The sequence below is a fragment of the Exiguobacterium sp. s194 genome, assembly GCF_018618275.1.
In the GTDB taxonomy this organism is placed as follows: domain Bacteria; phylum Bacillota; class Bacilli; order Exiguobacteriales; family Exiguobacteriaceae; genus Exiguobacterium; species Exiguobacterium chiriqhucha.
Map to the genome: position 1 here is coordinate 1 of NZ_JACSLT010000025.1, position 1,948 is coordinate 1,948.

At 41.0% G+C, this 1,948-nt stretch carries 4 protein-coding genes and 1 pseudogene; 1 reads left to right on the forward strand and 4 read right to left on the reverse strand.

Annotated features, from left to right (window positions below):
- Positions 1 to 70: 70 nt before the first annotated feature.
- Complete coding sequence (locus KNP85_RS15605; protein WP_214803933.1) at positions 71 to 580, reverse strand: hypothetical protein; 510 nt, start codon at positions 578 to 580, stop codon at positions 71 to 73.
- An 83-nt stretch (positions 581 to 663) separates the two neighbouring features.
- Here KNP85_RS15605 and KNP85_RS15610 point away from each other — a divergent pair, with 83 nt between their 5' ends.
- Positions 664 to 1,089 (forward strand): hypothetical protein, encoded by a 426-nt coding sequence (locus tag KNP85_RS15610; RefSeq protein ID WP_214803935.1) that lies wholly within the window; start codon positions 664 to 666, stop codon positions 1,087 to 1,089.
- Between the two features lie 159 nt (positions 1,090 to 1,248).
- On the opposite strand, the gene KNP85_RS15615 is transcribed toward KNP85_RS15610, so the two are convergent.
- The 3 genes and pseudogenes from KNP85_RS15615 to KNP85_RS15625 form a co-directional block, all read right to left on the reverse strand.
- Positions 1,249 to 1,413 carry a hypothetical protein gene (locus KNP85_RS15615; protein WP_214803937.1) on the reverse strand — a complete coding sequence of 55 codons (165 nt, stop codon included), beginning with the start codon at positions 1,411 to 1,413 and terminating at the stop codon, positions 1,249 to 1,251.
- A gap of 74 nt (positions 1,414 to 1,487) precedes the next feature.
- Complete coding sequence (locus KNP85_RS15620) at positions 1,488 to 1,700, reverse strand: hypothetical protein (protein ID WP_214803939.1); 213 nt, start codon at positions 1,698 to 1,700, stop codon at positions 1,488 to 1,490.
- Positions 1,701 to 1,723: 23 nt separating this feature from the next.
- Positions 1,724 to 1,948 (reverse strand): annotated as a pseudogene (locus KNP85_RS15625) (hypothetical protein); the annotation flags it as partial.

Genomic DNA, 1,948 nt, shown 5'->3' on the forward strand with positions numbered 1-1,948 from the left:
AGTGATAGCAGTTTCCCCTTATGCTCTTTGGACGGGGAAATATCGGTTTTCGTTCTTCCGCATCTGAGCTTCAATCCAAATATCTAATTTTTTGATTGTGCCAAGAAATCGAAGTTGCACCATTATGTGAAGATGCTTGATACAAACGAATATCTCCTTGAGGAGAAGTTTTAACAAATGTAACTGAGCCGTCATCTTTTGGATAAGGTCTAACTTGAGACCCTGGAGCCAATTTGTTAAACTCACGGCTGGCTTGTGCCGTAGTAGCGTTTTTAACATAATTTTGAGTTCCGGACGAAGTAACGTTAGTCAATCTAGCCCCACTTAAAACACTCCCCCACCCAGACGGCGGCAATTTACCGCCACCACATAAAGGATCAACGGTCGGATTTTCATATTCTGCATTCTCTTGTATTGGTTCCACAAAATCTGAATCAGATGAACCCTGCATCCAATTCGCTGAAATGTTCATTTCTTCTAAAGACCAAACGCGATCGCAAGCAGCATCTACCGTTTTACCCAACGGCAGAAGTAAAAAAATTAATGCTAACGACAAAGAAATTGAAATAAATTTTTTCAACGAAAACCCTCCTTTTTTATGTACAATAATACAAAAGCTATCTGAATACATCGAATTATTTGAAATTAATGGGAGGGGTTTTCTTGGTTAATTTTGATTTGGACGTACTTCTTACTACAGAGGAATACATATTGGAATTAGACAAATTTCAGTTGGAAAGAAATAATCACTTCGCCATAAATATGTACTTCCACGCGGCGACGGATGCCACTAAAATCTTAATTGACGATGAATCAAGAAAATATTTCTTAGTGCAATTCGACAAATACGCAATGTTTTTAGGAACTTTAGAAGAACACGGGATTCATGAAGATGACTTGAAGAACCAAAGGCCGATAGTAAAACTATCAGATTCAAAATTACTTTCTTTCGCCAAAGAAAATATGCAAACTCAAGTTGCAAATACCGATCGAGGTCCAATTTCTCATTTTGTGATTCGGACGTTTGATCAAGAATTTCATGTCCTATCCCATAGTGACCCTATTGTTATTGACATGGGCAAAAAATAAAAGACCTTATGTAAGGTCTTTTATTTTTTGCCCATTTTTTAATAAAAAACTTTGTGAAAACGGTCGTTTTTCGCCTTGTTTTTATACTTTGGCTTGAGAGCGTCGCCAAGTTTGCGTGGAGTTTTCATTTCACGCAAACTTGATGTTTTTTCGCCCTTTTTAGAGATTTCTCGAGTCGGACACCTTCCGGTACAGTTCGATCACCTGGGGGTTCTCTTTCTCCCACGTCGTGTTCTTCAGCATCGGGATTTTGAATACCCCTTCCATCTCCGTCATCAATTCACCAAGACGACTTTCACGCTGGCGGACCGACGGATCTCGCATGATTTCCTCGTACCTTTTCTCAAATACATTGATTGTCAGAATCACTTTCTCACTCCCATTCCTTGTTTTTTCAATCAACTGCAGCATGCTGCGGCTTTGTTCAAGTCTTTCTCCTCGATATAGATCGTGTCGTCTTCGACCTTAAAGTCGATTCCATTCTTCTTCAGCCGTTCTTCCTGGGACGTACTATATTCTCCCCACTCAACAAGTTTTTGTGCACTTTCATTCGTAGAACAGCCTTGTAAAAGCAAGACTGCCGACAAGAAAACGACGAGCATCTTCTTCATCAATAAATCTCCCTTCGGTCGAGTCATGTTTTTTTACGTACGTAATCTCGAAGCACCCCCTCGACCAACTCGTAGAGTTTCATGTCGTTCTCCAGAGCGATCTGCTTCAACTGCTTATGTAACGCCACATCCATGTCCAACGAGACTTTCTTCCGGACGATATGTTCGGGCCTCGTCTCAATCGCAAAATAATCGTCGTCCAATTGGGACTGCCCCGTGACCGGGTCGATCTTCAACGGCTCAGACGC